This is a genomic window from Pseudomonas sp. AC136, assembly GCF_979258585.1.
The window spans coordinates 90,566-116,571 of sequence record NZ_OZ409865.1; the positions used below are offsets into that span (position 1 = coordinate 90,566).

Consider the following 26,006-nt stretch of genomic DNA (forward strand, 5'->3'; position numbering starts at 1 on the left):
CGGCCGACGAACACCGTCGTCAGCCGCTCTGCACCGCTGCTGGTTAAACCTTCGGCGGATTGGTTTCGCGTTCTGGATGGCGGTGTTTAGCCACCGCTTCCACGAACGATTTCACCAAGCCTTTATCGGCCGCCTTCGCCACGATTACCCCCGGCACACTGCTGCCGATATCAATATTCGCCTGTTGCAGCAAGGCACTGCCGCCGCCTGCGCTGGCGATGGTTTTGCCATGGCGGAACGCGTCGCGTAGAAACTCCAACGCACGGCCATCGGCTTTCAGCGCTTCGATGGCGGCTTGGCCGTTGGGCACGTACACCGCATCGAACAACGGCGAGGGTTGGTTTTCCAACGACGCATCGGCCACCACTTCGCCGCCTGCCGCGCCTGTGAACGCACCCACCCGCGGGCCTACCAAACGCACTACCGCGTCTTCGGCAATCAAGCCATCGGCGACGGTTTTCACGCTGGCCTCATCAATACCGTTGGCCACCAGAATGGCGATCTGGCGCGTCTTGATGCTGCCGTCTCCCGGCCGCGCCAACAACGACAATGACGGCGACAGTTCGACCTCGGGTTTTACCGGCGTTACCAGTGCTTTCGGCAACGGCTCCGGCAGCGGCGCGCCCAGCCCATCAGCGACGCCTTGGGCCAGTTTTTCCGAGATGTTGCGCAGCTGCGCCAACATGCGCGTGCGCACGGCCGGCACGGTCACTTTGCTCAGCTCGAAACGCAGCGCGTCAATGATGTGCTGCTGTTCGAACGGTGCCTGGCTGTTGAAGAACAGCGTGGCCTGGTTGTAGTGCTCAGCGAATTTCTCCGGCTTGCCGCGCACCTCGTCGCCTTGCACCGGCTCGGGGAAGGGCACAAAGCCCATCTCGCCGGTCTGGAACGGACAGCCGCCGGCCAGCGAGTTCGGCTCATATGCGACACGGCCGCGGTTGATGGTTTGCCGATGCATACCATCGCGCTGATTGTTGTGCACCGGCGCCAGCGGCGAGTTGATCGGGATTTCGTGGAAGTTCGCGCCACCCAAACGGCTGATTTGCGTGTCCACATACGAGTGAATACGGCCAGCCAGCAACGGGTCGTTACTGAAGTCGATACCCGGAATCACATGGGCCGCGCAGAACGCCACCTGTTCGGTTTCAGCAAAAAAGTTATCGGGGTTGCGGTTGAGCACCATGCGGCCCACCGGCCGCACCGGTACCAATTCTTCGGGAATCAGTTTGGTCGGGTCGAGAATGTCGAAGCTGAACGCTTCAGCCTGCGCCTCGCTCACCACCTGCACACCCAGCTCCCATTCAGGATAGGCGCCAGCCTCGATGGCTTCCCACAGGTCGCGGCGGTGGTAATCCGGGTCGGCGCCGGACACTTTCACCGCTTCATCCCACACCTGCGAGTGGGTGCCCAGCAGTGGGCTCCAGTGGAACTTGACGAAGTGCGATTCACCGCGCGCATTGACGAAGCGGAAGGTGTTCACCCCGAAGCCTTGCATCATCCGGTAGCTGCGCGGAATGCCACGGTCAGACATCACCCACATGATCATGTGAGCCGCTTCTGGCGACAGCGAGATGAAGTCCCAGAAGGTGTCGTGCGCCGACGCTGCTTGCGGCATGCCGTGGTGCGGTTCAGGTTTCACCGCGTGCACCAGGTCAGGGAATTTCATCGCGTCCTGAATGAAGAACACGGGAATGTTGTTGCCCACCAGATCCCAGTTGCCTTGGTCCGTGTAGAACTTCACGGCGAAACCACGGGCATCGCGGGCGGTGTCTTTCGAGCCGCGTTCACCGGCCACCGTGGAGAAGCGCACAAACACCGGCGTTTGCTTGCCGGCAGCGGCGAAAGGCGCAGCGCGAGTGATTTCGCTGAGGTCTTCGTAGGCTTCAAAAAAACCGTGAGCCGCCGAGCCACGGGCATGCACGATGCGCTCTGGAATGCGCTCGTGGTCGAAGTGGGTGATCTTCTCGCGCAGGATGAAATCTTTCAGCAGCGCCGGGCCACGCAGGCCGGCTTTCAGCGAGCTTTGGTTATCGCCCACCGGTACGCCTTGGTTGGTGGTCAACCCTTGGCCAGCGCTGTCGGCTTGCACGCGCGGCAGCTCGCCGCTATTGGCATTGAAGCCCGGCTGCGCGGCGCCGATCTTCTCGTTGATATTGTCTTCGCTCAAGGTGCTGGCGCCGACCACCGGTGGCGCGGCAACGGTTTCGCCTGGGCTTGGCCGGGTCGAGGCAGCGCCATATTCCTTGGCTTTGTTGGTGTTGAACGGGCAGGCGGCAACGGTTTGTTGCACGGCCTCGGCCTGTGCCGCTTGTGCCGGTGTTGCGCTGGCGGGTTGGCCAGCGGTGGCCGGTGGTTGCGGCTGCGTGGCTTGATTGGCGGAAGGTTTACCGGCGGCGGGTTTTTTCGGCGTAGCCATTAGATGCTCCTGATCAGGTAGGTCCTTTGGGGGGAGCGAGCGACCGTTACGGCAGGTCCTTCGCTGAATATCCCGTTAAGCCTCACGGTGGGCTTATGGGTTATCGAGAGCCGGCGGTACGCAGAGGTTCAGGGAATCTTGCTATCAGGCTGATTGAATGGCGCTATCAAAACGACGTTCCAGGCAGTCCTGTAGGAGCCAGCTTGCTGGCGAACCCTGGAAACGAAGTTCTTCCCCGTGCGAGCGAAATTCGCCAGCAAGCTGGCTCCTACAGCGCAGAGAGAAAGTGTCCAGGCGAGCAATTGCCATGGCACTGCCGTGCTATCAGACCAAATGCGGGGCAGGGCGGCTGAACCTCGCCTAGGCTGGTTTGCACCTTTTGCGAAACCCGCGAGGTTTGGCCGTGAAACGATCCTTTCCCGCCGCCTGTGTGTTGCTTCAAGAGCATTTCGCACCCCTGGGCCTGGAAGCCAGCATGGACAGCACCCATTCGATGCTGGTGCGTATCTACCAACCCGACAGCGGCGCCACGCTGCTGTCCATCGCCGGCATCGCCTGCAGTGCCAGCCTGCACCGCGATGACATCGAACGGATCATCGATGAAATCGAATCCGACATCCGCTTGTTACAGCCGCAACTGCTCAAGCAAAGCCTGGCCTTGTACTCGCTTGGTTAAACTCGCTCACGTTGCCATTGCAACGGCAGCTGGCCGGCGTGCATAGAGCGCCCCGGCCTTGCTGCGAGCCGTATTCCCCTTGAACTTTCCCGCCCCGAGCAGCCCTATAAAAAAGGCCTGCCCTGGAGGCTGCGTTGCGCTTTAAACTCTGCCCCCAGCCGTTTGCCTGCTGCGCGTTATTTTTTGCTTTGCACCGATCACAAGGCCGTCGATCAGGAACTTTTCCCGTCGCCCGCCTCACTGCCTGAGGTCTTCATGAGCGACACCCCAGAACCGCGCGATTCGGATTCGCCGTCATTGACGCGCAGCCATCTCACGTTTCCGGTTGTAGGCATTGGTGCCTCGGCAGGTGGTTTACAGGCGCTGATCAAACTCTTCGAGCAAATGCCAGACGATTGCGGCATGGCCTTTGTGGTGGTCATGCACCTCTCGCCCGAACACGAAAGCCAGCTCGCCTACATTCTGCAAAAAGCCACGGCTATGCCGGTGCACGAAGTGGCCCAGGCCATCGCCATCGAGGCCAACACGGTGTACGTGATTCCGCCTGGCATGGACCTGTCGATGAACGACGGTTATCTGCGCCTGGCCACGCCGCAACGCACCCGTGGCATGCACGTCGCCATAGACCTGTTTTTCCGCGCCCTGGCCGAAGTGCATCAAACCCACGCCATCGCCATGGTGCTGTCCGGCTCTGGCGCAGATGGCGCCGTAGGCCTGGCGCGTATCAAAGAGAAGGGCGGCATCACCCTGGCGCAGTCGCCCGACGAAGCCGAGTTCGCGTCGATGCCGCGCAGCGCCATTGAGTCGGGTGTCGTCGATATCGTGCTGCCGGTCGCCGAGTTGGCGGCGCGCCTGGTGCACCTGAGCGCCAACATCCAGGAATTGCATATTCCCCTCGCGCAAGCCCCGGACGAGGTGCGCAAGGAGCCAGACGCACAACTGGCCAAATCCAGCGAAATTGCCCTTCGCGACATCCTCAGCCTGCTGCGAGCGCGCACTGGCCACGATTTCAAGCACTACAAACAAGCCACCGTGTTGCGTCGAATCGAGCGGCGCATGCAGGTCAACGGCATCAGCGATATGCCGGCCTACGCCACGCTGCTTAACGAGCACATGGAAGAAACCCCGGCGCTGCTGGATGACATGTTGATCGGCGTGACCAACTTCTTTCGCGACGTGGAAGCGTTCGAAGCGCTGGAGCGCGAGGTGATCCCCGCGCTGTTCGACAAACCCATCGACGGCGACAGCGACGCGCAGATTCGCGTGTGGTCGGTGGCCTGTTCCACCGGCGAAGAGGCGTATTCGTTGTGCATGCTGCTCAGCGAACACGCCGAGCAAACCATGAGCAACGCCGAGCTGCATGTGTTCGCCACCGATATCGACGACAGCGCCCTGGCCATTGCCCGCTCCAGCCTGTACCCGGAATCGATCCTCACCGACGTCAGCCCCACGCGCCTGCGCCAATTCTTCACCAAGGAAGCGGCTTACTACCGGGTGAAGAAAGAGGTGCGCGAGAAAATCCTGTTCGCCACCCACAATATTCTGCGCGACCCGCCGTTCTCGCGGCTGGACATGATCTCGTGCCGCAACCTGCTCATTTACCTCGACCGCGACATTCAGGCCGAAGTGCTGCGCATGTTCCACTTCGCCCTGAACCCTGGCGGCCTGCTGTTTCTCGGCAGTTCGGAAACAGCCGATGCGTGCCCGAATCTGTTCGCTGTGGTGGACAAGAAAAATCGCATTTACCGCGCTAAAAATTCTTCGCATAAACGGCCGAGCATGCCCATCAGCACGTTCTCCGGCCCGTTGCCGATGCCCGTGCCGCGAGGGCTGAATGTGCCGCAGCGCAAACCCTCGTTTGCCGATGTGCACCAGCGTGTGCTGGAGCAGTACGCGCCGCCGAGCGTGATCGTCAATTTCGATTCCGACATCGTGCATATGTCGGCCCGGGCCGGCGAATTCCTGCGCTACATCGGTGGCGAGCCAACGCTCAACTTGCCTGCTGTCGTTCACCCGGAACTGCGACTGGAACTGCGCACCGCGCTGTATCAGGCGATCAAGACCGGCAAGAGCGTGGATGCCCGGCGCGTGAAGCTCGAGCAGGGCGGCAGCGCCAGTTACGTCAACATGGTGGTCAAGCCGTTCCGCGATACCGAGTCGGCCAGCGACTACGTGCTGGTGCTGTTCGACAAGGTTGATGACAGCCTCGACCCGGGCCCGCTGCAACGTGGCGCCAGCAAAGATTCGGTGCTCACTCATCTGGAAGCCGAGCTGCAGCAGACCAAAGAACAGCTGCAACAAACCATGGAGCATTCCGATGCTTCCACCGAAGAACTGCGCGCCTCGAACGAAGAACTGCAGGCCATCAACGAAGAACTTCGCTCGGCCACCGAAGAGCTGGAAACGAGCAAGGAAGAGCTGCAGTCGATCAACGAAGAACTGGTGACGGTGAACGCCGAGCTGAAGGTGAAAGTTGACGAAGCCAGCAAGATCACCGACGACCTGCAAAACCTGATTTCCTCCACCGATATCGCGACGCTGTTTGTCGACCGGCAGATGCGCATCAAATGGTTTACCCCGCGCACCGGCGACATCTTCAACGTGATACGCAACGACGCCGGCCGCTCGATTCTCGACATCACCCATCGCCTCGATTACCCCGATCTGATCAGCGATGCCACGCGCGCCTTTGAAGAACTGCGTCTGATCGAACGGGAAGTCACCAGCGCCGATGGCCGCTGGTACCTGGCGCGGTTCCTGCCGTACCGCACCACCGACGACCGCATTCAAGGCTCGGTGCTGACCTTTATCGACATCACCAGCCGGCGCTTCGCCGAAGAAAAAATGCGCGCCGGCGAAGCCCACACCAAATTGTTGGCCCAGAGCATCAAGGCGTATGCAATCGTCACGGTGGACTGCGCCGGCATCATCACTTCATGGAACGGCGGGGCTGAATTGCTCTTCGGCCACGAAGCCAGCACGGTTGTCGGCAAGTCGATCGACTTGCTCTACCGGCAAGAGGATCGCGCCCAAGGCTTGCCCGAGCGCGACCGCCAGCGCGCCGAGCGCGAAGGCCAGCTCAGCGAGGCGCGCAGTTTCGTCTGCAACAACGGCACCCACGTTCCCAGCCATTGCCTGCTGCAACCGATGTTCAACAGCACCTTGCACGGTTTTGCACTGGTGGCGCACGACCTCACCGAGCAGCAACGCCGCGCCCACGAAAGCGAAAACCTGTTGTTCACCGCCCAGGCCAGCAACGAGCGTAAAGACGAGTTTTTCGCCGTGCTGTCCCACGAACTCAAACACCCGCTGAACCTTATTCAACTGAACATGGACGTGATGACCCGCACGCCGTTGTTCAAAGCTTCGCCGCCGCTTAACCGGGCCGGCGATGCCATTCAGGCCGCCGTGCGCAACCAGTCGCGCATTATCGACGACCTGATGGACATTTCCCGCGTGCGCACCGGCAAGCTCAACCTGAGCATGGCCGTGCGCGACTTCAGCGACTCCGTGCGCAACACCTTCGACATGTTCAAGCCCATCGCCGAGGGTGAACACATCGAACTGACCTACCACGACGAGGGCGAGCCTCTGTTCGTCAGCGCCGACAACACGCGCCTTGAGCAAATGATCTGGAACCTGCTCAACAACGCCCTGAAATTTACCCCGGCCGGCGGGCGTGTGAGTCTGGCCGTGAGCCGTGATGGCGATGCCGCCCGGCTCGATGTGGTCGACACCGGCCAGGGCATCGACCCGGATTTCCTCGGCAAAGTGTTCGACCTGTTTGGCCAGGCCGACATGCAACACGTGCACCGCTCTAAAAACGGCCTGGGCATTGGCCTGGCGCTGGTGCATCAACTGGTCGAAGCCCACGGCGGACGTATCGAAGCGTTCTCTGAAGGGCGAGGGCGGGGCGCGCGTTTCAGCCTGTGGCTGCCGATCTGCCTGCAAACCGAGCTGCAACTTAAAACCGGCATCGAGGCCACCGCCGTGGCGGGTAGTCTCACCGGCGTGCAGGTGCTGGTGGTCGACGACTCGCCCGATATTCTCAGCGTCATGGAAATGCTGTTAGAAGGCGAAGACGCCACCGTGACCACCGCTGAAAACGGCGAGCGCGGCTTGGCGTTGGCCAAAGACAACCGCTACGACCTGATTCTCTCGGACATCGGTATGCCGCTGCTCGACGGCCACCAAATGATGCGCGCCATCCGCCAAGCCAGTGCCAACCCGCACACGCCCGCCGTTGCATTATCGGGTTACAGCACCAAGCAGGACGTGGACGACGCGGTGGCGGCGGGCTTCAATCTGCACCTGCAAAAGCCGGTGGCCATGGACACGCTGCTTGAAGCCGTCGCCAAGCTATTGAACAAGCCCCACTAAGACGCCAGCGCCACGCTGTTAAGGAGCACGTTTGTCGGTCTACTTGGTGGTGCTGTTCGCCGCGTTGCTGCACGCCAGTTGGAACGCCATCGTCAAAGGCGGCACCGACAAGCTGTTAAGCACCGTGTTGCTCACCGGCTGCGGCGCGGTGATGGCGCTGTTGCTGCTGCCCTGGCTTGCACAACCGGCAGCGGCGAGCTGGCCGTATCTCGGCGCGTCGGTGGGTTTGCAGGTGGTGTATTTCATCTTGGTCGCGCGGGTGTACCACCTGGCCGACATGAGCCAGACCTACCCGATCATGCGCGGCACCGCGCCCTTGCTGGTGGCGCTGGTCAGTGTGGGTTTCCTTCACGAACATTTGCCGCCGCTGGCGCTGCTCGGTATCGGACTCATCTGCCTTGGCATTCTGGCCATGGCGTTTTCGCGCCGGGCTGTCCGGCCTACGCCCAGCCAACGGCTCGGCTTGCTGCTGGCGCTGCTCAACGCCGGCGTTATCGCCGCGTACACCTTGGTCGACGGCCTCGGCGTTCGCCGTTCTGGCGCACCGGCGGCCTACACCTTGTGGCTGTTTCTGCTGACGGGCTGGGTGTTAATAGGCTGGGTGCTGCTAATGCGCAGGCGCGCGTTCGTGGCCTACGCGGCAACGTATTGGCGGATGGGAATAGTCAGCGCGTTCGGCACCTTGGCCTCTTACGGCCTGGCGCTGTGGGCCATGACCCTGGCGCCGGTCGCGGTGATCGCGGCGCTACGGGAAACCTCGATTCTGTTCGGCGTGCTGATCGCCGGACTGTTTCTAAAAGAAAGGCTCAGCGCCGCGCGCATCGTCGGCGCCAGCATCATCGTTGCTGGCGCCGTGGTGCTGCGGCTGGCCTGAAAGCATGAACGCCGGTTAGCGGTCTTGCGCTTCCTTGGCGTCCATCTCCGCGTTGCGCTCATGGACCTTTCTTAGCTGCTCATCCGTAAGCGGCAGCTTCTTCGCCGTGTCGCGCAACATCATCAAGCCGCCGACGATCGAGCCAAGCGCCAACGCCAAAATCAGCCAGGCATACCAAGGCATAACGTTCTCCTTAACTTTATACGCGGGGCAGATAGCCGTCCGCTGTGCAGGTTGGATCATCCGCCGCTGAGAGCGTTCCGCCAATGTGTTGAAGGCTGCTTCGCAACGCCTCAGCCCAGCCTCCCACAACCCCGTAAGGGCGGCTTCAGCCGCGATGCTCTAAATCCCACTCGCCCTCACTCGACCACAACCCGAAACCCGCTGAAACCCCCGCCCCGCAACGGTTGCGTGTCGCACTGCCGTACCAATTGCTTACGCGGTGTAAGCCATTCGCTATCCGACTTGTGAGTGATGTCGCAATAGTGGCCATCCGGTCAATAAAGCGTCGCCAAATTTTTGCGTGTCCTGTTTAATCCGCGCCTTCGCTTTTCCAAACCTTATTCTTCAAGGGATTGAAGGCTTATGCCCGCGCTACGTTTTAGGGTGCTGCTCTGCACCTTGTTGGCTGTTTCTTCCACCGCATTTGCCGAGCTGCCAGCCGACCGCGACCTGATCCGCGACCGTCAGGAGCGAGTCCTGCAAGAACAGCAACAACGCCTTCAAGATCTGCAACAACTGCCAGGCAAAAGTGCCGAGGCCACGACGCCGGCCATCAACCCGGACGAGCAGTGCTTCGCCATCACCCGCATTACCTTGCAAGGCGCCACGCTGATTTCCCCCAGCCGCCAGGCCGAACTGCTGCGCCCCTACGAAGGCCAATGCCTGGGCAGTACACAGCTCAACGCACTGCTGAAAACCGTCACCCAGTACTACCTCGACCACGGCTACGTCACCTCGCGCGCCTACCTGCCGCAGCAAGACCTGGCCGACGGCACGCTGGAAGTGCTCGTTGTGGAAGGGCGCCTCGAAGGGCTGGAGCCTTCCGCCATCGCCAGCCCGCGTGAGCTGAATATGGCGTTCCCCGGTACACCCGGCGAGGTGCTCGACCTGCGCGAACTGGAGCAACTGGTCGACCAACTCAATCGCCTGCCATCGCGCCCGGCGCAAATGGAACTGGTGCCCGGCAGCGAAGTAGGCGGCAGTCGCGTGCGCTTGCAAGGCGAGCGCGGCAAGCCGTGGCAAGCCAACCTCAACCGTCACAACGACGGCCAGACCTCGACCGGCGAACAGCAGTGGGGCGCCGGCTTTACCTGGGACAGCCCGCTGGGCCTTGCCGATCAACTGAGCCTGCGCGGCGGTGGCGACACCGTCAGCGATCACTGGAAACACTCCGCCAACCAGAGCGTCGGCTACAACGTGCCGTACGGCTGGTGGTCGTTCAATTACAGCTACAGCCAGAGCTACTACCGCACCCGCAGTGAAGGCGCGGGCTTTGTGTTCGGCTCCGACGGCGACAGCAAAACCCATAGCCTGCGCGCCGAACGCGTGTTGCACCGCGACGACGTGAGCAAGACCGCCGCTAATTTTGGCGTCTCGCACCTGCAAACCCGCAACTACCTGAACAACAACTTGATCGACGTCTCCAGCCAACGCCTCAGCGAAAACCAGCTCGGCCTCAACCACGGCCGTCGCATCGGCAGCGCCTTCGTCAACCTCGACGTCGGCTGGCAGCAAGGCACCGGCGCATTCGACGCCCAGGGCGAAGGTGATCCGCACCGCAACCAGCCGGTGGCCCGTTACAACAAATACAGCCTCACCGCGAGCTACCTGCAGCCCTTCACCCTGTGGAACGAAAACTTCAGCGTCGACAGCCTGGTCAACGGCCAGCGCAGTGAAGACGTGCTGTTCAGCCCGCAGCGCATCAGCCTGGGCGGCCTCAGCTCGGTGCGCGGCTTCAAGGAGCAATCACTGTCCGGCGACAGCGGCGCCTACTGGCGCAACCAGGTGCGCTGGCGGCGGCCCATGGCTTTCGAACCACTGCGCCCGTTCCTGCAGGAATACGGCGTGGCGCTGGCCTACGACCTCGGCGTGATTCACGGCAACGGCCACAACGGCACGCAACACGGGCGCCTGTCCGGTAACGCCGTGGAATTCAGCACGCGCGGTCGCAACGTGGCCGCCAGCGTCACCTTCGCCCGCTCGCTGGAACGCCCCGACGCCATCGAGCGCCAGGAGCACCCCATCTATTTTCGCGTCGACCTTTTTTTCTAACCGTTTACCCAGGGAGTTTCACCGCATGTTGATGAATAAAACCGTGGCTTCTCCAGCGCTGCTGGCGCTGTTGGTAATGGGGCTGGCCGGCTGCGCCACCGAGTCCTCGCGCAGCGTGCCCGTGCAGCAAGTTGTCAGTGCCACCACCGCCTACAACGGCACCCGTAGCCCGATTGCCGTGGGCAAGTTTGATAACCGCTCAAGCTACATGCGCGGCGTGTTCTCGGATGGTGTGGATCGTCTGGGCAGCCAAGCCAAAACCATCCTTATCACCCACCTGCAACAGAGCAACCGCTTCAAGGTTCTGGACCGCGACAACATGGGCGAAACCCTTCAGGAAGCCCAAATCAAAGGCCAGGTTCAGCGCCTGAGCGGAGCCGACTACGTGGTGACCGGCGATGTGACCGAGTTCGGTCGCAAGGAAGTGGGCGACCACCAACTCTTCGGCATTTTGGGGCGCGGCAAAACCCAGGTCGCCTACGCCAAGGTGGCGCTCAACATCGTCAATATCTCCACCTCCGAAGTGGTGTATTCGGCCCAGGGCGCCGGCGAGTACTCGCTCTCCAACCGCGAAGTGGTGGGCTTTGGTGGCACCGCCAGCTACGACTCCACATTGAACGGCAAGGTGCTCGACCTGGCCATGCGTGAAGCCGTGGACAAACTGGTAGGCGCGGTCGATAGCGGCGCATGGAAGCCGTAACGCTAGGCAACTGAAGCATTTGAAAAAGGGATAACGGGGAATGAACTTGACGTTTTCAGGCCGGGGCATGGCCGCCATGTTGCTGATCGGCAGCATGGCATTGGGCGGTTGCGCGCGGCAGCCAGCGCTGTACCAGTGGGGCAACTACCAACCTCAACTGCGCGAGCATTTCAACGGTGGCTCGCCTGAAGCGCAGCTCGACGTATTGAAAGCCGATCTGCAGAAAATCCAGGCAAAAAACGGCGCGATACCGCCCGGTTTCTACGCGCAAATGGGCTTGCTGTATTCCAGCCTGGGTGACGAGGAACTGACGATGCGTTCCTTCGAGAACGAGAAGGCATTGTTCCCGGAGTCGGCGCCGTACATGGACTTCTTGATGAAGAAGAAAACCCCGGAGGCTAAATAATGGCGCGCACCTATCGCACCTGTGCATGGCTTGTGGCACTGGCACTGTTGGGCGGCTGCGTCGCACCGCCCAAGAGCCTGGATTATTCGGCGTACAAACAAGCGCGGCCGCGCTCCATTCTGGTACTGCCGCCGGTAAACGAATCGCCCGACGTGAAAGCCACCTATGGCGTGCTCGCGCAAGTCACCGTGCCGCTCGCCGAAGCCGGTTACTACGTGGTGCCGGTCGCGCTGGCCGATGAAACCTTTCGCCAGAACGGCCTGAGCACCGCCAGCGACGCCCACCAAGTGGCTCCCGCCAAACTGCACGAGATTTTCGGCGCCGATGCCGGCCTGTACATCACCGTGAGCCAGTACGGCACCCAGTACCTGATCCTGAGCAGTGCCACCACCGTGACCGCCAGCGCCAAGCTGGTAGACCTGAAAACCGGCACCACCCTGTGGACCGGTTCGGCCACGGCCTCCAGCAACGAAGGTAACAACAACTCCGGAGGCGGGCTGGTTGGCATGCTGGTGACGGCTGCGGTCACGCAGATCATCAACAGCTCCATGGACGATGCGGCGTACCCCATCGCTGGCACCACCAGCGGCAGGCTGCTCTCCACGGCCAAAGGATCAGGCCTGCTGTATGGCCCGCGTTCGCCCAAGTACCAAAGCGACTAACCCGTTTACGTGCTGCAAACACCGCCCCGCAACTCCATGCGCGGACGGTAATTGGATGGTTTGGTTTAAAAGCCCCTCACCCCCAGCCCCTCTCCCGCAAGCGGGCGAGGGGTGACGATTGCCCGGGACTGACTCGGTCTGCCCCCTCTCCCGCTTGCGGGAGAGGGCTGGGGTGAGGGGCCTTTAATTTTCAACATTAGACATCAGATCGCTCGCCGCAAACCCCGCTTGTGTGCGCCGCCTACGCACCTGGAAGTGAGGCAACGCCTTCACCGGTAGCGCCTTTCAAACACCGATAAAAGAGTACCGAAATGGACGTTCGTAGCCCGCTGTTCCAAAACATCGCCTGCATCCTGATGGGGGTGATGTTTCTAAACCCTATTGTCAGCACCGCTGCAGAGCTGACGGTGGACGCGGCAGCGGGCGGCAACACGAGCCTTGGCAATGCGCAAAATGGCGTGCCGGTGGTGAACATCGCCACGCCTAACGGCAGCGGGTTGTCCCACAACAAATTCACCGACTACAACGTCGGTCAGCAGGGCCTGATCCTCAACAACGGCACCGCGGCGTTCAACGAAACCCAACTGGGCGGCGTGATTCTCGGCAACAGCAACCTCAACGGTCGTGCCGCGAACCTGATCCTCAACGAAGTTACCGGCGGCAACCAGAGCCAGCTCAAGGGCTACACCGAAGTGGCCGGGCAGGGCGCCCATGTCGTAGTCGCCAACCCTCACGGCATCACCTGCGACGGCTGCGGCTTTATCAACACCCCGCGCGCCACACTCACCACCGGCACGCCGGTTATCGACAACGGCAAGCTCGACCACTTCGACGTCAACGGCGGCGACATCAACATCGAAGGCACCGGCCTTAATGCCTCGAACATCAGCCAGTTCGACCTCATCACCCGCAGCGCCAAACTCAACGCCGAGTTGCAAGCCCAGCGCCTGAACATCATCGCGGGCCGCAACGAGGTGGACGCAACCACCTTGGCCGCCACCGCCAAAGCCGACGACGGCAGCGCCAAGCCGCTACTGGCCATCGACAGCTCTGCCCTCGGCGGCATGTACGCGGGCGCCATCCGCCTGGTCGGCACCGAAGCCGGGGTGGGCGTAAAACTTGCCGCCGACATGGCCGCCAGCGGCGGTGATATTCACATCGACGCCAACGGCAAACTCACCGTTGCGCGGGTCGCCAGTGCCGGCAGCGTGAGCGCCACCGCCAAGCACATCGACCTCACCGACAGCGTGTACGCCACGCAAAACGCCACGCTGACCGCCGACCAGATCGACATCGCCAGCAGCCTCGCCAGCGGCGCCAACCTCAGCCTCACAAGTGCCGCCATCACCAACAACGGCAGCCTCGAAGCCGGGGTAAACCCCGACGGCAGCGGCAACAGCGCCGCACTGTTGGACCTGCAAGGCGGCACGCTGAACAACAACGGCAGCGTCAGCTCCCAAGGCCGCTTGAACACCGATCTTCAACGTCTTAATAACGCCGGCAAAACCATCCTCGCCGTGGGCGATGCCAGCGTAAGAGCCACCACCCTCGACAACCGTGGCGGCACGCTCGTCGGCCAACAAACCCTGACCGTCACCGCCGACAACCTCGACAACCGCGCCGGCACCCTCGCCAGCAACAAAGCCCTGAGCCTCACCCTGGCCGACACTCTCAACAACAGCGCCGACGGCCTGCTGCTGAGCAAAGCCGACGGCCTGACCCTCACCGCCAAAACGCTGAACAACGCGGGCGGCACCGTGCAGGCCGACGGCAACACGCTGACCGTTGTCACCACCGATACCGACAACAGCGCCGGCAACCTGCAAGGCGACAGCGTCAACCTCACCGCCACCGGAACACTCACCAACGACGCCGGCCGCATCGCCGCCACCCAAGGCCAGCAAACGCTCACCGCAGGCGCCGTCAGCAACCAGGCCGGCAGCCTGCTGGCCAAAACCGACCTCACCGTTAACGCCGCCAGCTTGAACAACAGCGACGGCGCCGTTGGCGCCAACACCGTCGGCCTGAACCTCAGCGGCCACCTCAACAACACCGATGGTCTGGTCGAATCCGCCAGCGCCTTGCAGCTCAAAGCCGGCAGCGTCAGCAACAGCGGCGGCAAACTGCGCGCCCTTGGCAGCAGCGGCACCAGCGCGTTCGAAATAGGTGGCCTGTTCAGCAACGATGGCGGCCTGGTCGAAGTCGGCAACGCTACGTTCAGCCTCACCAGCGCCAGCCTCAGCAACCAGCTCGGCACCGTGCGCCACCTCGGTAACCAGTTCGCCCTGGCGCTGGCCGACGTCGGCAACGCAGGCGGCAGCTTTATCACCAACGGCGACCTGACCCTCAACGTCGCCAACTGGACCAACACCAGCCAGCTGCAAGCCAACAGCATCAGCCTCAACGTCGGCAACTTCAGCCAAACCGCCACCGGCAAACTGCTCTCCAAACAAAGCATCACCGCCACCGGCGACACCTGGCAGAACGACGGCAGCATCGAAACCGACGGCGCCCTCAGCCTCACCCTCACCGGCGCCTACAGCGGCAACGGCGCGCTGCTCAGCCAGGGCGACCTGACCGTAGTCGCCGCCAGCGTCGATACCGGCGCAGACGCACAGTGGAAAGCCGGTGGCGACGCCGACTTCAGCGTCGGCGGCATCCTCATCAACCGCGGCAACATCACCGCCGCCCAACGCCTGCTCGCGCGCGCCAACACCCTCAACAACTACGGCACCTTTGGCGCGGCCACCACCTTGCGCATCGAAGCCGACAGCCTGCTTAACGACGGCGGATTGATCTTCAGCGGCGCGGATATGGCGTTGCGTACCGCGAGCTTTGTTAATCGGTTGGCCGATGTGTACAGCCTCGGCAACCTCGACATCGCCGCCAACGACGCCGGCGATGCCGCCACCCTGGTGGAAAACCGCTCCGGCACCCTCGAAAGCAGCGGCAACCTGAGCATTCACGCCACCACCATCAGCAACATCCGGGACGTGCTGAAAACCACCCAGAGCAAATACAGCGCGCGCATTACCGAGCTGCCGTGCAGCCGTTACTACGGCGCCAGTGACTGTGACGGCAAGCGCAATGGCGTGTGGGCAATAGAAGAATTCGACCGCCTCGCCGTCAGCGCCGACAGTACCGCTGCGTCGTCTCTCACCGCAGGCGGCACGCTCAACCTGCGCGGCACCACGCTCACCAACCAGAGCAGCTCCATCAGCGCGGGCAGCGACCTCACCGTGCGCGTGGCCAACCTGCAAAACACCGGCATTGAACCCGGCGAAGTGCACACGTACCGCGTGTTCAAATCCGAGCGCACCGAGAACATCGGCAGCTGGCAACGCGAAGCCCAGCAATTCACCGCCACGTACTGGAACAAGAGCAGCGTCGACTCCAACAGCCTGATTGCCGCGCTCGCCCACTTCATTGGCCGTACCGAACGCGAGAACGAGGCTTTCCGCGTCATCACCCCAATGCCCAGCGGCGACCTCAGCTACTCCGGCATCATCCAGACAGCAGGCGCGGTCGACATCACCGCCCAGGCCGACTTCGACAGCAGCGTAGTGCGCCCCACCTTCGCCTACGTCGCCGGTGGCAACACTGCCGACACCAGCAGCGCCGGCAGCAACTTCGCCACCGTCATCAGCATCAACCCGCAGCTACCGCCCGACACCACCCAACAAGCGGTCACGCTGCCCACCTTCACCTTGCCCCAAGGGCAAAACGGCCTGTTCCACGTCAACACCGACAACAGCCACCCGTACCTGATCGAAACCAACCCGGCGTTCGCCACGCTGCGTGGCTTCCTCAGCTCCGACTACTTGCTCAACATCATCGGCTACAACCAGGACGTGACCCAGCGCCGCCTCGGCGACGGCCTGTACGAACAGCGTCTGGTGCAACAAGCCATCGTCCAGCGCACCGGCAAACGCTTCCTCGACGGCCTGGCCTCCGACGAAGCGCAATTCAAATACCTGATGGACAACGCCATCGCCAGCAAAGCCGCGCTCAACCTGGTGCCCGGCATTGCCCTGAGCGCTGAGCAAGTGGCCGCGCTCACCCACGACATCGTGTGGATGCAAGAGCAAGAAGTGAACGGCCAGAAAGTGCTGGTGCCCGTGCTTTACCTCGCCCAGGCCACCGACCGCGTAGCGCCCACCGGCGCCCTGATCCAGGGCCGCGACGTCACCCTGATCGCCGGCAGCGACCTCACCAACAGCGGCACCTTGCGCGCCACTAATGCCCTAAACGTCAGCGCCAACAGCATCACCAACAGCGGCCTGATGCAAACCAACGAACGCCTCTCCCTGCTCGCCACCGACAGCATTCGCAACGCCCAGGGCGGCATCATCGCGGGCAAAAACGTCAGCGCCATCGCCCTCACCGGGAACATCACCAACGAACGCAGCGTCACCACCCACCAATCCGCCCAAAAAGGCTTCGAACGCCGCGAAGACTTCGTCGACAACGCCGCCGGCATCGAAGCCAGCAATGCACTGACCTTGTCCGCAGGGCGCGACATCGTTAACCAGGGCGGCAACCTCAAGGCCGGCGGCAACGCCGACCTGAGTGCCGGGCGCGATCTGCTGATCGTTAGCCAAAGCGAGACCGACGTCGCCAACAACCGCAATCGCAAGGGGTATAGCAATCGCGAGCAGGTGAAGCAGTTTGGTTCGGTGGTGGAGGTGGGTGGGGATTTGACGGCTGAGGCGGGGCGGGATTTGACCGTCGTTGCCAGCAAACTCAAAGCAGGCGGCGATATCGACCTGCAAGCCGCCGGCGACCTCACCATCGGCGCGGCGGCCAACGAAAGCCACTACGACAGCAAACGCAAAGGCGGCAGCCGCAAGACCGCGCGCACCGAAGACCATGTCAGCCAGGTCGGTTCGGTAATCGACGCCGGCGGCAACTTCACCAGTAGTTCGGGAGCAGATACCACGCTGATTTCCAGCCAGGTGAATGCCGGGCAGGAAGCGTATTTGTATGCCAAAGGCGACCTCAAGTTGGAGGCTGCGCAGAATGAGGATTACAGCTACGCGTATGAGAAGAAAAAGAGCGGCAGCTTCCTGTCGACCACCAAGAAAAGCTCCATGTCGGAGAGCTCCAATAGTCAGGCCGTGTCATCTTCCATTCGCTCTGGCAGTGACCTGACGTTAGTCGCAAACAACGACATCACTTCCCGTGGCGCTCAGCTCAGCAGCGACAAAGCTGTCGCCCTCTACGCCGGCCACGACATTGTGCTCGACGCCGCCGAAAACAGCGTCAGCCAAGCGGGCGCCAAGTCAAAAAGCAGCCTGTTTTCCAGCAAGTCGAGCGACAAAAGCAGCTCCAACACCAGCCTTACCAGCACCAGCGTGAATGGCGAAAGCGTCGAACTACTGGCCGACAACGACATCACCCTGCGCGCAGCCGCCGTGCATGCCGACAAAAGCATCACCCTCGACGCCGGGCGCGATGTCGCCATCAGCACCGCCCAGCAAAGCCAACAGAGCAGCCAAGCGAGCAAATCCAACAAACTCAATTGGCACCTCACCGATTCCCTGGCCACTAACGGCTCCTTCACCCTGGAAAATAAGGGAAAAGGCGCCGAGCAAAAAACCGTCCAAGAAGTTGGCAGCACCTTGAGTGGCGGCAGCATCGACGTCAGCAGCGGCCGCGACACCACCGTGCGCGCCAGCACCTTGGTGGCGGACAACGACATTAGCGTGAACGCTGGGCGCAATCTCAGTGTGGTGAGCGGCGAAAGCACCAGCACGTCCAGCGCCAAATCGAAAACCAAAAATGCTGGTGAAATCGGCAACTGGTACCAAGGCGCAACGGGCGTTGCCAGCCTTAAAGAGACCAACCAGAACAGCGCCACCACGCAAACCGGCAGCCAGATTGCGTCGTTGGGCGGCGACGTCCAGCTTCAAGCTGGCGAGCGTTACAAGCAGGTCGCCAGCCAAGTGGTTGCGCCTTCCGGCGACATCAGCATCATCGGCAAGCAAGTCGATATCGAAGCGGGGTACGACACCCTCAGTTCTACCCAGAAGCAAAGCTCTAGCCGGACCGCCCTTGGCGGCTCGGTGAGCATCCCGATTGTGGATGCGGTGCGCAGTGTTAAAAACATGGGGGAAGCGGCGCAGGACACAGGGGACACGCGACTCAAAGCGTTAGCCGCTGTGAATATCGCCATGGATGCGCAGCGTGCCTATGACGCTGCCAATGCGCTGGGAACAGACAGCCTTACGGGCCTGAAAATCAGCGTCAACCTCAGTAACGACAAGGGCAGCAGTAGCAGCACTCAGTCCGGCCAAAACGTGGTTGCTAGCACCGTGGCAGCCGGTGGCAACGTCAACATTACCGCCAGTGGCGCCGGTAAAGACAGCGACCTCACCGTGGTCGGCAGTGAAATTAGCGCGGGCAAAGATGCCACGCTAAAAGCTGACGGCGACATCAACTTACTGGCCGCACAAAACACCGCTGAACAGCACAGCAAGAATGCGGGTTCGGGTTGGAGCGTGGGTGTAGGTTTCGCACTGTTTGGTGAGCAAAACGGTTTCACCATCGACCTGGCCGCCAATAAGTCACGCGGCAACGCCGATGGTTCAGACGTGGCCTGGACCCAAACCACCATTCAGGCAGGCAACTCTCTGGGCTTCTGGTCCGGTGAAGACACCAACCTCAAAGGCGCCATTGCCCGTGGCGACCAGGTCGTGGCCAATGTCGGTGGCGACCTCAACATCGAGAGCGTGCAAGACACCAGTACTTATAAGTCCAAGCAAACCAATGCCAGCGTTGGGGTCAGCCTATGCATCCCGCCATTCTGCTATGGCGCTCCGGTAGGCAGTGGTTCGGCTAGCTTCGGTCAGCAGAAGATCGACAGTGAGTAGGTGGTTTAGGAGTGAAGACGGCTTGTGGTAATACACTTGGGCGGTGCGCTGAGTTTAGGGCTGCAAATGAATTGCTACTTAACAACTCCGGGCTTAAGCTAAAAGATATCAAATTCACCTCCGCTATCCGACCTAGGACCGGTGAAGTGGTGCCGCGTTGCGATAACTGTATTAATATTTTTGGGGGCGAATAATGGAAATGGATGATGAGTTTTTAGAGACAACCGATTTAGATTGGTTTTCTTGTTACCAAAATGGTTTGCTCGCGCATTTTGCGACAGGAGGGAAAGGGTTTGTTCCCGCCTCTATACGGAGTTCAATAGCTAAATACGAGTTGGTCGTTGAGTATTTTCAATCGTTAGAGGAGGAGTTTGATTTTGAAATTATCGAAAGTAATCTTCCAGAATTTAAAGATGCACGTCAGCGGGAGCGCTATTTGAATTCTTTTCTTAATATGGCAAAAAAAGGGCTGTTTAGTTACGATGTTTGTGACGGTGGTTATAAATTAATTGCTATGCCTCAGGGTGGAAGACACAGTGTTGAGTTGCCGCAGGAGGTTTTGTGCAATATTTACATGTTGGGCGTACCTTCTGATGGAGATATTAAAAGACTTATTCTTTCATAGATTCTTAATGGCTAATATAAAATTTACTCTTCTAGATGGTAAGAAAAAGGGGCAGATTTATTAAAAGGCTCTAATTTACAAGCTAAATAGACCCAGCATCCAACACGGGGAAATTTACAGGAACTCATCGGTTTTGATGAGATTGAGTTTACAGGAACTGATCGGTTTGTTGATGAAATTGAACATCCATCAGGGCTGCGAGTTGAAAGGCGAGAGAGAAAATGGGACAGATTTATTAAATAGCTCTAATTTATGAGCTACATAGACCCAACATCAACGCGGGCGGTTAGAAGGAACCGATCGGTTTGTTGATGAGATTGAGCATCCAAGGGGGCTACGTTGAAAGACGAGGGCCGGGGCGGCCGAAACTAGAGTAGTTTAATAAATCTGTCCCCTTTTTTTGCTGAGTGCGGGAACTTATTTCCAAGGCGGTATTTTTATGATCCTTGGACCAGAAATAAATTTAGTGAGTGTAACACTGATAATGATTTGTTGGAGGCGCGGGTTGAGGGTACGGGTGAGTTAATAAAATATTTCGATAAAACTATAAGTAAGGAAATACTGAAATACGAGTACGTGGGCGGATGCTGGTTCGTTTTCGCGGAGGTGTTTTTAGCAAAAAAAAATACATTTGGAAATGCTTCATTGAGGACGGTGTAATGTATTTGAAAGGTTCTAACGTCCAAAATTTGGAGGTTGAAGACAGTCCGGATTCCTCGGAATATGTTTTAGAGGCTATTTAAGCGATTCATTGGGGGGCGGGCAGGTGTCTTGGCAAATTCACGCTAAATCTTTTTATTTGGAAATTTAGCTACTTCGAAGCTACATCACTCAGTTATTTGCTCAGAAAATGGGATGGATTTTATTAAACAGCTCTAATTTACGAGGTACATAGACCCAGCATCCAGCGCGGGCGGTTAACAGGAGCCGATCGTTTGTTGATGAGATTGAGCATCTATCAGGGCTGTGGGTTGAATGGGGAGGCGAGGGAGGCCGAATTAGAGCAGTTTAATAAATCTGTCCCTTTTATACCCTGCGCAATTTGCTCGAATATCATTGAGCTGTTTAAGGCAAAGTATCCTAATATCACCGTAATGTACTCGATAGTGGTGTAATCCGTCCGACTAAAAAAGGTTTTTAAGATGCTGCACGAAGAGCGTTTGACTTATGAGGCCCTGAAGATGTGGGCTTTGGACTGCTACTATGAGGGATGTCGAGATCATGCCATGACGAAGGGCTGGAGTCATGAACAGATAATGGCATATGTGGATTACCAATTTGAGAGTTCTTTTGAGCGTCCTGTGGAACAGTTTATGTGGCGAGTAATACTTCTTGTTATGTCGGGTGGCTGGAATAAAGATTGGTGTTTTAGTGCTCGTAAAATTATAGTTGAGCAGCTCAAAGAAAATAGCATTGAAAATATTTTGGTCGGCATTCCCTTAGGTGAGATGGAGTTGTTTTTGCAGGATCTTAAAGTATTGAAGCTTATTTAAGCAGGTTGCAGGTGCAGAAAGAAATGGTTATCACCTCTTGTGGACTTTCAAAGTGTGAAATAAAGGGACAGATTGAACCACCCCCGATATTTCGGACAACCCTGAAAGGGGGCAGTACCAGTCGTTTAATAAATCTGAACCACCCCCGATATTTCGGACACCCATGAAAGGGGGCAATCCCCGAGGAGGTGTTTGGTGGAACAACGTAATCGGTTCACAGCAGAGTTCAAGCGCGAAGCTGTCCGTCTTTTGAAGACATCCGGCAAGCCAGCCGCCGTCGTCGCTCGCGAGTTAGGCATCCCACGCAACCGGCTCTACAAATGGGCCCAAGACATGCAAGACAAGGGCGATCAAGCGTTCCAAGGCAGTGGGCGACCGAAAGCCAGCAGCGATGAGCTAAGCACCTTGAAACGTGAGAACGCGCGGCTCAAGGAAGAGAACGAGATTCTAAAAAAGGCGGCGGCGTACTTTGCGCGAGAGCTGTCGTGAAGTACGCCTGGATCAGAAGCCAAAAGACTTGCTCGGTACGCAAGATGTGCCAAGTGCTCTCGGTTTCCACCAGTGGTTACTACGCTTGGGCCGGACGTAAACCAAGCGCCCGCAACCTAGAAAACGTTCGACTGTTGAGCCAAATACGGCTGCTGCATACGCAAAGTCGAGAGGCTTATGGAACAGAGCGGATATGGCATGCGCTGCGTAGAAAGGGAGAGACGTGTGGGCGAAATCGCGTGCAACGGTTACGTCAGATCAACCAGATCCAGAGCCGCCGTCGGCGGCGTTATGTGCACGCAAGAGCGCCTTATCAACGTCAGGCAGTTGCACCAAACAAATTGAAATGGCCATTTGTCAGCCCCGGTCGTGATCGAGTTTGGGTAGCGGACATAACCTTCATACCGACTCGTCAGGGCTGGTTGTATTTGGCGGCAATACTGGATTTGTACACCCGCCGAATCGCGGGCTGGGCAATGGGCGAGCGAGCGGACCAACAATTAGCCAGCGCAGCCTTAAACATGGCCTTGCAAGGGCGCAGGCAAGCGCAAGAAACGATTCACCACAGCGATCAAGGCGTGCAATACACCAGCAACGCATACCGGCAGCAACTTGAAACCGAACAGCTAGTGGTTAGTACCAGCCGCAAGGGTATGCCGTATGACAACGCCGTTATGGAGAGCTTTTTCGGCTCGTTGAAACAAGAACTGACGCACCACGAAGACTTCGCAAGCCGTGACCAGGCACGCGTTCAGGTGTTTGATTACATCGAAGTCTTTTACAACCGCCAGCGGATACACAGCGCCCTGGGATACTGCACACCGCTGGAGTTCAGTGCGATGAATGAAGTGCCTAATTAAAATGTCCGAGAAATCGGGGGTGGTTCAGATTTATTAAACAGCTCTAATTTACGAGCTACATAGACCTAGCATCAACGCGGGCGGTTAGAAGGAACCGATCGGTTTGTTGATGAGATTGAATATCCAAGAGGGCTACGTTGAAAGGGCCGGGGCGGCCGAAATTAGAGTGGTTTAATAAATCTGTCCCCTTTTTTACCATTTTTGCTACTGTTAGAGTGCAATCCCTTTCAACAAAATTGCCACCTCGAGTAGCAAATCCGGATGAGATTCCATGAGTATTGAAAAACTAGTACACCCGCTGATGACCGAACGTTATAAGTTGTGGGAGGCTCAGTGGGGCAGTAGGGAGGGGTTAGATTATTTTTCATATATAAGTGAGAAATGCCACCCTGAAGATGCTTTGGTATTTTGCGGCTTACTTTTTCCTGTCTTTATAGAAGAGCAGGGAGGGGTTTTTCTTGACGGGAGATTTGAGCAGGGGAACTTTAGCCGGTGGAGCAAGCAGCTTAATGGAGTGATTTCTGATATTGAACGCTTGCTCAATCACGTGCATGTATATGATATTTTTTCAGGTTGTAGTGAAGATGTGCCGGAAGAGGTCTTTGATAAGTTGTCAAAGATAATAGGTCTTTGCTGGGATATAGCACTGAGAAGCAAGTTTCCAGATAAAATATTCAAAGTTGAGGTTTCTAATTCGGATCAGGATTACGGGCCTGTTGTTACATTTTTTTCGTTGTTGTAGTTTCGGGGTTTTGGTGGATTCGATAGTAGAAAGTAAATAGAAATAAAGGGACGGATTTATTAAGCCGCTCTAATTTATGAGCTACATAGACCTAGCATCAACGCGGGCGGTTAGAAGGAACCGATCGGTTTGTTGATGAGATTGAATATCCAAGAGGGCTACGTTGAAAGGGCCGGGGCGGCCGAAATTAGGGTAGTTTAAAAATCTGTCCCCTTTTCTCCGGTCGATAGCAATGGAGCTAGCCGCCGGGGGATAAGGTAGGATCACGGAAATGCTGGTATAAAAGTTGTGAGTAGCATGGAAGAGCTTATGGCTTACGGGAAAAGCAGAGGGGGGTTGTAGTGAGTGACTCAGCAATGATCGTTTCCTCACATGAAGTTACAGAAGAGGAGTTTCATTCACTAATCAATTCTCTGGGCGGTGATTTAATTCGTCCATTTCGCGGTTCGGTCGCATGTGATGAATCGACCGTTTGGGTTGGATTAATATATGAAGATGAATTTCGAGACTTTTATGAGGAAAATTTGTTAGATTGGGAGGCGTATTTAAGAGGAGCGCCTAAAGCGATAATAGAAATGCGACTAGATCACGCGCCCAAAGCGCGCGATTTATGCTTGGAAGTCGCTTCTGAATTCGGAAAAAGGTGGCCTTCTTTGTTAGTTGATGTCGACGGTGTTGATGTCCCGTACTGCGTATTGGCAGAAAGGTTGCGTAAAGAAAAATAAGTAAAGAGGAAATAGGCTGCCCCGAATTGTTTAACTCAATCAAGCTCCTAATTAAATAGGTCTGCAGGCATGACAGATAAACAGATATATGAATTAGCCATCGATGATCTTACTTGTTTTGGTGTTTGGTACTTCCCTATGGATGAGTCTGCGGAAGATGAGTTAACAGTGCGCCCTCTCCTTGATAATGAAACGTGTACTGACGCTCAGATGATCGTTCGTGCTAGTTTTGTTGGAAGCGATGGTTCCAGTTACTTGGGCTATCTGTACTGGAATGGCGGTGGGGAGGTTGAATACTTAAAGCCTGTCATTCTTCTTGAAGATGGCTCGTTTGTTACGTTCTGGAACGGGATGGTTGAGCCATCTTGGGCGGACTATTCTGCAAGAGCTCAAGAGCTAAGGAGCGGACTTCCTTTTTCATATGTTTCAGATCCTCTTCTCGAGTTGCCAGAAATTTCAGGAAGGCTTGAGGGACTATATTACTTAGATGGGGAGCACATTTCTTGGGTAGGTTAATAGTCTAAAACGGACAGTTCAGGCAGTTGGGACAATTACTTCGAGTGCGACACTTCGTACCAAAAAGGCGGCGGGTTTATTTGTCTGCTCTAGTTCGCTAATAAATGGTGTTTTAGAGCTGTCTAATAAAACGCCCCAATTTTTCTTTGGGATGGTGAATGTTGTGGATATTAATGATGCAATTGCAGAGTTGAAACGAGTAAGAATGCCTCTTCCGAATAAACAGATGCTGCCTGATGATGCTTTGATCGCTGCCTATGAGCATGAGCTGGGAATCTCCTTCTTAGATGACTACAAGATTTTCGCCAAGGAGGCTAGCGATAGTGTTTTTAATGGGAAGGACGCGCTTCGATTAACGGAAAATAGGAATAGCCCAAGGGAGCTGTTGAGCGTGATTAGCGAGGCTCGGGAACAGGGAGTGCCATACTCTTGGCTGCCCATCTGCGAAGATAATGGAAACTACTACTGTCTCCTTGAAGATGGGACTGTTAGTTACTGGTCGCATGATGGATACTCTAGTGAGACTTGGCCCAGCCTCGCCAGTTGGATCAAACATGCATGGATAGATGGAGAGTAGGGACTATGCTGTCTCCGCGCGAAGGGGGCAGATTTATTATCTGCTCTAATTCTCTAGGGGGAAAAGGGGCAGCTTTATTAAGCTGCTCTAATTTCGACTCGGCTAATGGCCAAGGGAAATCGTTCCACCTCATTGAGTTCTGCCAGCGATACTTACATCATCACTTTCCGCTGTATTCATAATCTCTCTTTAATGTCTCCCAACAGGACTCCCATGTACTCCCCCCGCGAAGCCACTAAAGACCACCTCTACACCCGTTCTTTCGTATCACTCCTACTGCTGATCCCGCTGGCCTTGCTGATGCTGATGTCCAAAGGTGACGGCATTCCGCATTTGAAGGTGTTGCTGGCGAAGGGTACAGCGCAGGGTGTGGTTGGGGTTGTCGAGCCGCATCCGACTTTTCGCGACTATCGCCTCGTTCACTATCGTTTCACCACGGCCGATGGGCGCGTGATTGAGAGCGGGTATTCGCAGAACGACGTTAACCACCCGGCGGTTTATTCCCCGGGGCAGCCGGTCCAGATTGTGTACTCACGGTGGTTTGATGATGCGGACGCCCTCGAGGCCGTGTTTGAGCGAGGCACGACTGGCTTTTATATCTTTGTTACCTGCTTGGGGTTGATGTTGCTCTGTGTGCTGTATTCCTTCTGGAGTTTGAAAAAGCTGATGAAGCACACTGAGGAAGAGCGGTTTTATTGAGCTAGCCACCACCCTTTCGT

At 57.8% G+C, this 26,006-nt stretch carries 19 protein-coding genes; 17 read left to right on the plus strand and 2 right to left on the minus strand.

The window, feature by feature from the left end; genetic code table 11:
- Positions 1-43: 43 nt before the first annotated feature.
- Entirely contained in the window at positions 44-2,416 is a 2,373-nt protein-coding gene (locus ACZZZU_RS00430) for a catalase (protein ID WP_463549370.1), read from the minus strand.
- Positions 2,417-2,819: 403 nt separating this feature from the next.
- Here ACZZZU_RS00430 and ACZZZU_RS00435 point away from each other — a divergent pair, with 403 nt between their 5' ends.
- From ACZZZU_RS00435 to ACZZZU_RS00445, 3 genes are all read left to right on the plus strand, one after another.
- Positions 2,820-3,092 carry a DUF1652 domain-containing protein gene (locus ACZZZU_RS00435; protein ID WP_163016651.1) on the plus strand — a complete coding sequence of 91 codons (273 nt, stop codon included), beginning with the start codon at positions 2,820-2,822 and terminating at the stop codon, positions 3,090-3,092.
- Positions 3,093-3,347: 255 nt separating this feature from the next.
- Entirely contained in the window at positions 3,348-7,472 is a 4,125-nt protein-coding gene (locus ACZZZU_RS00440) for a chemotaxis protein CheB (RefSeq protein WP_463549371.1), read from the plus strand.
- A gap of 31 nt (positions 7,473-7,503) precedes the next feature.
- Positions 7,504-8,346 carry an EamA family transporter gene (locus ACZZZU_RS00445; RefSeq protein ID WP_463549372.1) on the plus strand — a complete coding sequence of 281 codons (843 nt, stop codon included), beginning with the start codon at positions 7,504-7,506 and terminating at the stop codon, positions 8,344-8,346.
- 15 nt (positions 8,347-8,361) lie between these two features.
- Here the strand turns inward: ACZZZU_RS00445 and ACZZZU_RS00450 are convergent, their stop codons facing one another.
- Positions 8,362-8,529 carry a DUF2897 family protein gene (locus tag ACZZZU_RS00450; protein ID WP_122450515.1) on the minus strand — a complete coding sequence of 56 codons (168 nt, stop codon included), beginning with the start codon at positions 8,527-8,529 and terminating at the stop codon, positions 8,362-8,364.
- 402 nt (positions 8,530-8,931) lie between these two features.
- On the opposite strand from ACZZZU_RS00450, the gene ACZZZU_RS00455 reads away from it, so the two are divergent.
- The 14 genes from ACZZZU_RS00455 (at position 8,932) to ACZZZU_RS00520 (ending at position 25,986) form a co-directional block, all read left to right on the plus strand.
- Positions 8,932-10,620, plus strand: coding sequence for a ShlB/FhaC/HecB family hemolysin secretion/activation protein (locus ACZZZU_RS00455; protein ID WP_463549373.1), 1,689 nt, complete (start codon positions 8,932-8,934; stop codon positions 10,618-10,620).
- 31 nt (positions 10,621-10,651) lie between these two features.
- A complete protein-coding gene (locus tag ACZZZU_RS00460; protein ID WP_463542205.1) occupies positions 10,652-11,320 on the plus strand; it encodes a CsgG/HfaB family protein in 669 nt (222 codons plus the stop codon).
- A gap of 40 nt (positions 11,321-11,360) precedes the next feature.
- Entirely contained in the window at positions 11,361-11,726 is a 366-nt protein-coding gene (locus ACZZZU_RS00465; RefSeq protein WP_122495285.1) for a DUF4810 domain-containing protein, read from the plus strand.
- On the plus strand, positions 11,726-12,388 hold the full coding sequence (locus tag ACZZZU_RS00470; RefSeq protein WP_463549374.1) for a DUF799 domain-containing protein: 663 nt from the start codon (positions 11,726-11,728) through the stop codon (positions 12,386-12,388). Before ACZZZU_RS00465 ends, ACZZZU_RS00470 begins: the two co-directional genes overlap by 1 nt.
- A gap of 311 nt (positions 12,389-12,699) precedes the next feature.
- A complete protein-coding gene (locus ACZZZU_RS00475; RefSeq protein ID WP_463549375.1) occupies positions 12,700-19,260 on the plus strand; it encodes a hemagglutinin repeat-containing protein in 6,561 nt (2,186 codons plus the stop codon).
- Positions 19,261-19,453: 193 nt separating this feature from the next.
- Positions 19,454-19,885 carry a hypothetical protein gene (locus tag ACZZZU_RS00480; protein ID WP_463549376.1) on the plus strand — a complete coding sequence of 144 codons (432 nt, stop codon included), beginning with the start codon at positions 19,454-19,456 and terminating at the stop codon, positions 19,883-19,885.
- A 1,142-nt stretch (positions 19,886-21,027) separates the two neighbouring features.
- On the plus strand, positions 21,028-21,378 hold the full coding sequence (locus tag ACZZZU_RS00485) for a hypothetical protein (RefSeq protein ID WP_463549377.1): 351 nt from the start codon (positions 21,028-21,030) through the stop codon (positions 21,376-21,378).
- Between the two features lie 195 nt (positions 21,379-21,573).
- The gene (locus ACZZZU_RS00490) at positions 21,574-21,867 is read left to right on the plus strand and encodes a transposase (protein WP_463549378.1); all 294 of its coding nucleotides are present in this window, start codon (positions 21,574-21,576) and stop codon (positions 21,865-21,867) included.
- A complete protein-coding gene (locus tag ACZZZU_RS00495; protein ID WP_463549379.1) occupies positions 21,864-22,727 on the plus strand; it encodes an IS3 family transposase in 864 nt (287 codons plus the stop codon). Before ACZZZU_RS00490 ends, ACZZZU_RS00495 begins: the two co-directional genes overlap by 4 nt.
- Positions 22,728-22,998: 271 nt before the next feature.
- Complete coding sequence (locus ACZZZU_RS00500) at positions 22,999-23,469, plus strand: hypothetical protein (protein WP_463549380.1); 471 nt, start codon at positions 22,999-23,001, stop codon at positions 23,467-23,469.
- A gap of 341 nt (positions 23,470-23,810) precedes the next feature.
- Positions 23,811-24,194 carry a hypothetical protein gene (locus ACZZZU_RS00505; RefSeq protein WP_163016655.1) on the plus strand — a complete coding sequence of 128 codons (384 nt, stop codon included), beginning with the start codon at positions 23,811-23,813 and terminating at the stop codon, positions 24,192-24,194.
- A 69-nt stretch (positions 24,195-24,263) separates the two neighbouring features.
- A complete protein-coding gene (locus ACZZZU_RS00510) occupies positions 24,264-24,710 on the plus strand; it encodes a hypothetical protein (protein ID WP_122495303.1) in 447 nt (148 codons plus the stop codon).
- A 163-nt stretch (positions 24,711-24,873) separates the two neighbouring features.
- Positions 24,874-25,287, plus strand: coding sequence for an SMI1/KNR4 family protein (locus tag ACZZZU_RS00515; protein WP_241000599.1), 414 nt, complete (start codon positions 24,874-24,876; stop codon positions 25,285-25,287).
- Positions 25,288-25,500: 213 nt separating this feature from the next.
- Positions 25,501-25,986: a hypothetical protein gene (locus tag ACZZZU_RS00520; protein WP_463549381.1), complete on the plus strand. Its 486-nt coding sequence runs from the start codon at positions 25,501-25,503 to the stop codon at positions 25,984-25,986.
- Positions 25,987-26,006: the final 20 nt, after the last annotated feature.